Source organism: Streptomyces sp. GC420, from assembly GCF_009916105.1.
GTDB lineage: Bacteria > Actinomycetota > Actinomycetes > Streptomycetales > Streptomycetaceae > Streptomyces.
Map to the genome: position 1 here is coordinate 1 of NZ_JAAAXQ010000401.1, position 6633 is coordinate 6633.

Here is a 6633-nt window from a genome sequence, read left to right on the forward strand (position 1 = left end):
GGGCATGGGGGTGCGGGGGCCGGTCACCTCGCCCACGTTCGTCATCGCCCGGGTGCACCCCTCGCTGAGCGGCGGCCCCGCCCTGGTGCACGTGGACGCGTACCGGCTGGGCGGCGGTCTCGACGAGATGGAGGACCTGGACCTCGACGTCTCGCTGCCCGAGTCCGTGGTCGTCGTCGAGTGGGGCGAGGGCAAGGTCGAGGAGTTGGCGGACGACCGGCTGCACGTGGTGATCGGCCGCGCGGTGGGTGCGGACGGGGCGGGACCGGACGATCCCCGCGAGGTGACGCTCACCGGCGTGGGCGAGCGCTGGGCCGGGGCGGATCTGGCCTCCCTGCCGTCGCGCCCGTGATTTCCGACAAGGTGTCGGTAAATTCTTGCGTCCCGGCCGCACGCGTGGTCACATGGAGGTACAGCGAGGGTTAGGTCTGCCTAACCCTGCCTGCCCCCGGACACCAGGAGGCAAGATGCCGGTGCCGAAGAAGGACGAGCAGTCACCCCCGATGACGAAGCTGCTGGCCGCGTACGCCGCCGCCACGGCCGTCTCGACGCCTCCCCGGCACCCGGAAGCCCCGGCCGCCGGTGCCCGGGTGGAGCCGGCCGGGGAACGTACCGGCCGCGACGGCGAGGGAACCCCGGGAGCGTGCGGGCGCCGCGACGCCGCGTAGGGGTCGGGCGCCGCGAGGCGGCGTGGGGGCCGGCCCCTGGGGCGGTTGCCGCCGGAGAACGGACCGGTCCGGCCGGCGCGCACCGTCCGCTGCTCCGCTCCTCCTGCCGGGTCTCCCCTTCCGGGCTCCTGGAGCGCAGACCGGGAGCCCGGAAGGGGCACGCGCTCAGACCCCGGCGGGCGGGAACACCGGTCGGCCGTGGCAGGCGGGCCGGGCGGGACAGGTGGGCCCGGTGTGGCTGTGGCTGGCGGGACAGGTGGGCCCGGTGTGGCTGGCGTGACAGGCGGCAGCCGACAGCCGGTTCAGGGAACGACGACGACCTTCGTGCCGATCGTCGCGAAGGTCCACATCGCGTTGCCGTCGGCGCGCTTCTGACGGATGCCGCCCGTCTTCAGGCTCGGGTCCGGCGACTTCAGGGTGCCGTCGACGGCGGCGCTGAATCCGACCGAGACGCCGTCCACGCTGGTGAAGCGGACGACGTGCTCGACGGGCACCCCGTCGGAGCCGGTCACCTCGCCGGTGCGGGAGGTCACGGTGTAGGTCCCGGGCGCCGGGTCGACCGCGCTCGGCATGACCTCGAAGGTGCGCGAGGCCGTCTCGTCCTCGCCGACCAGCCAGACGCGCCGGGCGTCGAGGTCGTACACCACGCGGGCGCCCGAGCCGGAGCCGGCCGGGATCGCGGTCTCGACGGCGGCGGCCTCGTCCTTGCCCGGAGAGGCACTGGGCGAAGCGGTGGCCGTGGTCCCGGGGCGGGCGGGACCGCCGAGGGTGTCCGGGACGTTCGCGGAGGCCTGATAGGCGAGGAAGCCGATCGCGGCGATCGCCGCCGCGGTGAGCCCGGCCACGATTCCCGAGCTGCTCCGTGCCACCTTCGCGCCACCCTTCGCACTGAACTTCGTACCGACATCTACGGCTTGCTGGTGACGGTAGCAGCAGGGGCGGTTGACGGTCCGCCGCCGCCCCCGGGCGGCGCCCGAGGCCCGGCCCTACGGCCCTTCCGCGCGCCGTAGGCTTGGCCTGTGCTCTTGCTCGCTCTTGATACCGCCACCCCCGCCGTCACCGTCGCCCTGCACGACGGCCGCAGCGTCCTGGCCGAGTCGACCCGGATCGACGCGCGGCGGCACGGGGAGCTGCTGCTGCCCGCCGTGGACCGGGTGCTCGGCGAGGCCGGGGTGACGTCGGCCGACCTCACCGGGATCGTCGTGGGCGTCGGGCCCGGGCCGTACACCGGCCTGCGGGTCGGCCTCGTGACCGCCACCACCTTCGCCTCCGTGCTCGGCGTGCCGGTCCACGGGCTGTGCACCCTCGACGGGCTTGCGTACGCCTCGGGGATCGAGGAGCCGTTCGTCGTGGCGACGGACGCGCGCCGCAAGGAGGTCTACTGGGCGCGGTACGCCGACGCCCGCACGAGGATCGGGGAACCGGCCGTGGACCGGCCCGCCGAACTGCCTGAGGACGTCCGGGAACTGCCGGCCGTCGGCGCGGGAGCCGCTCTCTATCCCGGCAGCTTCGGCGAACTGCGCGCCCCCGAGAACCAGTCGGCGGGCGCGCTCGCCGCGCTGGCCGCCCGGAGACTGGCCGCGGGCGGGGAGTTCCTGCCGCCGCTGCCCCTCTACCTGCGCCGGCCCGACGCGCAGGTCCCCAAGAACTACAAGGTGGTCACCCCGCGATGAGCGCAGGCGCACGGCTGCGCGAGATGCGCTGGTGGGACATAGGACCGGTGCTGGAACTCGAGCGCGAGCTGTTCCCGGAGGACGCCTGGTCGCGCGGCATGTTCTGGTCCGAGCTCGCCCACGCGCGCGGGCCGCGCGCCACCCGCCGCTACGTGGTCGCCGAGGACGGCGGGCGGATCGTCGGGTACGCGGGCCTGGCGTCCGCCGGCGGCCTCGGCGACGTGCAGACCATCGCCGTCGCCCGGGACCACTGGGGCTCCGGACTCGGCGCCCGGCTGCTCACGGACCTGCTGGAGCACGCCACCCGCTTCGAGTGCTCCGAGGTGCTGCTGGAGGTGCGGGTGGACAACGTCAGGGCGCAGAAACTGTACGAGCGCTTCGGTTTCGAGCCGATCGGCGTCCGCAAGGGCTACTACCAGCCCGGCAACGTCGACGCGCTCGTGATGCGACGAGAAGGAACAGAGATCATTCATGGCTGACGCACGGGCCGTACGGGATGAGCCGCTCGTCCTCGGCATCGAGACCTCCTGCGACGAGACGGGCGTCGGCATCGTCCGCGGCCACACCCTGCTCGCCGACGCCGTCGCGTCGAGCGTCGACGAGCACGCCCGCTTCGGCGGCGTCGTGCCCGAGGTGGCGTCCAGGGCCCACCTCGAGGCGATGGTCCCTACGATCGAACGCGCTCTGAAGGACGCCGGGGTCCGCGCGCGCGACCTCGACGGCATCGCGGTGACCGCGGGCCCCGGGCTCGCCGGCGCGCTGCTGGTCGGTGTGTCGGCGGCGAAGGCGTACGCCTACGCGCTGGGCAAGCCGCTGTACGGCGTCAACCACCTCGCCTCGCACATCTGCGTGGACCAGCTGGAGCACGGCGCGCTGCCGGAGCCGACGATGGCGCTGCTGGTCTCCGGCGGCCACTCCTCGCTGCTGCTCGCCCCGGACATCACCTCCGACGTACGGCCGCTGGGCGCGACCATCGACGACGCGGCGGGCGAGGCCTTCGACAAGATCGCGCGGGTGCTGAACCTGGGCTTCCCCGGCGGCCCTGTCATCGACAGGCTCGCCAAGGAGGGAGACCCGGCCGCCATCGCGTTCCCGCGCGGGCTGACCGGGCCGCGCGATCCGGCGTACGACTTCTCCTTCTCCGGGCTCAAGACCGCCGTCGCCCGCTGGATCGAGGCCAGGCGGGCCGCGGGGGAGGAGGTGCCGGTGCGGGACGTGGCGGCCTCCTTCCAGGAGGCGGTCGTCGACGTGCTCACGCGGAAGGCGATCCGCGCCTGCAAGGCCGAGGGCGTCGACCATCTGATGATCGGGGGCGGAGTCGCGGCCAACTCACGGCTGCGCTCGCTGGCGGAGGAGCGGTGCGCCGACGCGGGGATCGTGCTGCGGGTGCCCCGGCCCAAGCTGTGCACGGACAACGGGGCCATGGTGGCGGCGCTGGGCGCGGAGATGGTGGCACGCGGCCGGGCGGCCTCGGACTGGGACCTGTCCGCGGACTCCTCGCTGCCGGTGACCGAACCGCACGTTCCCGGGAAGGCGCACGGCCACGGCGGGGCGCACGACCACGGGGCCGGGCAGGGGCACGACGGCGGCCGGGGGCAGTCGGGAGCGGTGGGGCACAACGGAACCCACCACCACGGCCATGCGCACGATCACGACCATGTGCACGAGCTGAGCAAGGACAACCTGTACTCATGACGGTCGCACTGATGTGGGAGGCACGCGCGGTCGAGGGCCGCGGCGCGGAGTTGCTGGAGTGGGCGCGCACGCAGCAGCAGCGCGCCGCCGCCGTGGGCGGCGAGGAACTGGTGCGGCGGGAGACGCTCACCGCGCCGGGCGACCGGGTACTCGTCATCACCTGGTGGGACGCGGCCATGGACGCCGAACTGCCGGAGCTCGACGACCCGCACGCCGGCCTGGTGAGCCGGCCGGTGCACCGCTGGCGGTTCGAGTCGGTCGAAGTCGCGCCGGAAAATCCCTGAGAAAAATCTCCGCCGTCGTGTCGATTCGGCCCTCTCCCGTTCGACGCGTTGAGTGAGGGGCGGGGAACGGACCCGCTCACCACCGACGTACGAACGCACAACGACACAGGAGAACCGATCATGCCCCGCTACATGACCATGGTCCGCATCGACGAGTCGAACGTTCCGGCCGGGGGACCCAGCGAGCAGCTCATGGAGGACATGGGCAAGCTCATCGACGAGATGACCAAGGCCGGGGTGCTGCTCGACACCGCCGGACTGCGGCCGACCGCCGAGGGCGTCCGGATGCGCAACAACCACGGCGAGATCAGCGCCACCGACGGGCCGTTCACCGAGAGCAAGGAGATCATCGGCGGCTACGCCATCATCCAGGCGAAGTCGATGGAGGAGGCACGGGAGTGGACCCAGCGCTTCCTGAAGGTCCACGGCGAGGACTGGGACATCACCTCCGAGGTGCGGCAGATCGAGGAGCCGCCCGGCGCCTGACGGGGCTCCGGCCGCCGTGGTTTGCCGTCGCGCCGAAGCGGTGCTCTGATGTGTGGCCGTGACGGCTGTTCGTACAGACACCGGCGACCGTGCGCGGCAGACGGTCGAGGCGGTGTACAGGATCGAGTCCGCACGGATCATCGCCGCGCTGGCGAGGATCGTGCGCGACGTCGGCGTCGCGGAGGAACTCGCCCAGGACGCGCTGGTCGCCGCGCTGGAGCAGTGGCCGGAGTCGGGCGTCCCGGATAATCCGGGCGCCTGGCTCATGGCCGCCGCCAGGCACCGTGCCATCGATCTCGTACGGCGCCGTGAGACGTACGCGCGCAAGCTCGCGGAGATGGGCCGGAGCCTTCAGGACACTCCGCCGCCGGCCGAGCCCGGGACGGGCGACGACATCGGCGACGACATACTGCGGCTGATCTTCACCGCCTGCCATCCCGTGCTGTCGACGGAGGCCAGGATCGCGCTCACACTGCGCATGGTCGGCGGGCTGAAGACCGACGAGATCGCCCGCGCCTTCCTGGTGGGCGAGCCGACCGTCGCCCAGCGCATCGTCCGCGCCAAGCGTGCCCTGGCGAAGGCCGCCGTCCCCTTCGAGGTCCCGGAGGGACCCGAGCGCGCCGCCCGGCTGGCCTCCGTCCTGGAGGTCATCTACCTGATCTTCAACGAGGGTTACTCGGCGACGGCCGGCGACGACTGGCTGCGTCCGGCCCTGTGCGAGGACGCGCTGCGGCTCGGGCGGGTGCTGGCCGGGCTGATGCCCAAGGAGCCCGAGGTGCACGGTCTGGTGGCACTGATGGAGATCCAGGCCTCGCGCGTGCCCGCCCGGACGGGACCCTCGGGCGAGCCGGTCCTGCTCAAGGACCAGAACCGGCGGCGCTGGGACCAGCTCCTCGTCCGGCGCGGGTTCGTGGCGCTCGGCCGCGCGGAGGAGGCGTCGCCGGGAACCCCCGGGCCCTACGCCGTGCAGGCCGCGATCGCCGCCTGCCACGCCCGTGCGCACACGTACGAGGAGACGGACTGGCGGCGGATCGCCCTGCTGTACGGAATGCTGGCGGCCCTCATGCCCACGCCCGTGGTGCGGTTGAACCGGGCCGTGGCCGTCTCCATGGCCGAGGGCCCGGAGGAGGGCCTGGCCCTCGTCGAGGCGCTCGCCGGTGAACGCTCCCTGCGTGACTACCACTTGCTGCCCAGCGTGCGCGGGGACCTGCTGTACCGCCTGGGCCGCCGCGAGGAGGCCCGCGCGGAGTTCGAGCGGGCGGCATCCCTCACCCGGAACGAACGCGAGCGCGCGCTGCTGCTGGGGCGCGCGCGGGAGTGCGGCTGAGCGGGAGAGACGATCGCCTGCTGGGCGACCGGGTGCGGCCGTGGCCTCGTCGGCGGTGTGGGCCCGCCGCGGCCCTCGCCGGTGACCGGGGCCCCGTGGCCCTCGCCGGCGGCGGGGCGGTCACAGCCCGCCCGAGCCGGGCCCGGTGCCTAGTGCCGTGTCAGCCGAGGTTCGCCCCGTCGCGACGCCCTGCACAGCACTCGCCCGCAGCCCTCCGGGCGCGGGAGGTACCCCTACGCTGCGTGGGCCGAATGCCCGAGCAGGCCCACTACGAGGGCTTCCGGCCGCCTTGCGATGCTCCCCCTGCCTTCGGCGGGAGGTGCCCCCGGCACCGGACGCCGCTCCTCAGCGGGCAAACCCTGACTGACGCGGCACTAGGGTCCGTCTTCAAACGGATCTTGCCCATAGCAGGAATGAGGCGAGAGAGACCGCTGCTTCGTAGGAGGTGGCGGTCTTGTCATATCGGGTAGCGATGCCGCGGAAGTTCTTGAGCCGGTTGA

The 6633-nt window shown here is 73.2% G+C and carries 9 protein-coding genes and 1 pseudogene; 8 read left to right on the forward strand and 2 right to left on the reverse strand.

Features of this window, described 5'->3' with window-relative positions:
- Positions 1–352, forward strand: a 352-nt coding sequence (locus tag GUY61_RS32300) for a tRNA (adenosine(37)-N6)-threonylcarbamoyltransferase complex ATPase subunit type 1 TsaE (protein ID WP_208106730.1), incomplete at its 5' end; no start/stop codon positions are given.
- Between the two features lie 115 nt (positions 353–467).
- On the forward strand, positions 468–668 hold the full coding sequence (locus GUY61_RS32305) for a hypothetical protein (protein ID WP_166633882.1): 201 nt from the start codon (positions 468–470) through the stop codon (positions 666–668).
- 302 nt (positions 669–970) lie between these two features.
- On the opposite strand, the gene GUY61_RS32310 is transcribed toward GUY61_RS32305, so the two are convergent.
- On the reverse strand, positions 971–1537 hold the full coding sequence (locus tag GUY61_RS32310) for a hypothetical protein (protein WP_166633883.1): 567 nt from the start codon (positions 1535–1537) through the stop codon (positions 971–973).
- A 150-nt stretch (positions 1538–1687) separates the two neighbouring features.
- On the opposite strand from GUY61_RS32310, the gene tsaB reads away from it, so the two are divergent.
- From tsaB to GUY61_RS32340, 6 genes are all read left to right on the forward strand, one after another.
- Positions 1688–2341 carry a tRNA (adenosine(37)-N6)-threonylcarbamoyltransferase complex dimerization subunit type 1 TsaB gene (gene tsaB / locus GUY61_RS32315; protein ID WP_166633884.1) on the forward strand — a complete coding sequence of 218 codons (654 nt, stop codon included), beginning with the start codon at positions 1688–1690 and terminating at the stop codon, positions 2339–2341.
- Entirely contained in the window at positions 2338–2820 is a 483-nt protein-coding gene (gene rimI / locus GUY61_RS32320) for a ribosomal protein S18-alanine N-acetyltransferase (RefSeq protein ID WP_166633885.1), read from the forward strand. The genes tsaB and rimI overlap by 4 nt, the downstream gene beginning before the upstream one ends.
- Complete coding sequence (tsaD, locus tag GUY61_RS32325; protein WP_166633886.1) at positions 2813–4036, forward strand: tRNA (adenosine(37)-N6)-threonylcarbamoyltransferase complex transferase subunit TsaD; 1224 nt, start codon at positions 2813–2815, stop codon at positions 4034–4036. The genes rimI and tsaD overlap by 8 nt, the downstream gene beginning before the upstream one ends.
- Entirely contained in the window at positions 4033–4320 is a 288-nt protein-coding gene (locus GUY61_RS32330) for a hypothetical protein (protein WP_166633887.1), read from the forward strand. The genes tsaD and GUY61_RS32330 overlap by 4 nt, the downstream gene beginning before the upstream one ends.
- A gap of 120 nt (positions 4321–4440) precedes the next feature.
- Positions 4441–4806, forward strand: a complete 366-nt coding sequence (locus GUY61_RS32335) for a YciI family protein (RefSeq protein ID WP_166633888.1) — start codon at positions 4441–4443, stop codon at positions 4804–4806.
- A 58-nt stretch (positions 4807–4864) separates the two neighbouring features.
- Positions 4865–6133, forward strand: coding sequence for an RNA polymerase sigma factor (locus GUY61_RS32340; protein WP_166633889.1), 1269 nt, complete (start codon positions 4865–4867; stop codon positions 6131–6133).
- A 387-nt stretch (positions 6134–6520) separates the two neighbouring features.
- On the opposite strand, the pseudogene GUY61_RS40755 reads toward GUY61_RS32340, so the two are convergent.
- A pseudogene (locus tag GUY61_RS40755) lies at positions 6521–6633 on the reverse strand (IS5/IS1182 family transposase); the annotation flags it as partial.

What these genes read in the sequence shown, in the direction of transcription:
- GUY61_RS32330 (WP_166633887.1), top strand. Translation starts at nt 4,033, where the DNA reads ATGACGGTCGCACTGATGTGGGAGGCACGCGCGGTCGAGGGCCGCGGC.
- GUY61_RS32305 (WP_166633882.1), top strand. Translation starts at nt 468, where the DNA reads ATGCCGGTGCCGAAGAAGGACGAGCAGTCACCCCCGATGACGAAGCTG.
- tsaD (WP_166633886.1), top strand. Translation starts at nt 2,813, where the DNA reads ATGGCTGACGCACGGGCCGTACGGGATGAGCCGCTCGTCCTCGGCATC.
- rimI (WP_166633885.1), top strand. Translation starts at nt 2,338, where the DNA reads ATGAGCGCAGGCGCACGGCTGCGCGAGATGCGCTGGTGGGACATAGGA.
- GUY61_RS32335 (WP_166633888.1), top strand. Translation starts at nt 4,441, where the DNA reads ATGCCCCGCTACATGACCATGGTCCGCATCGACGAGTCGAACGTTCCG.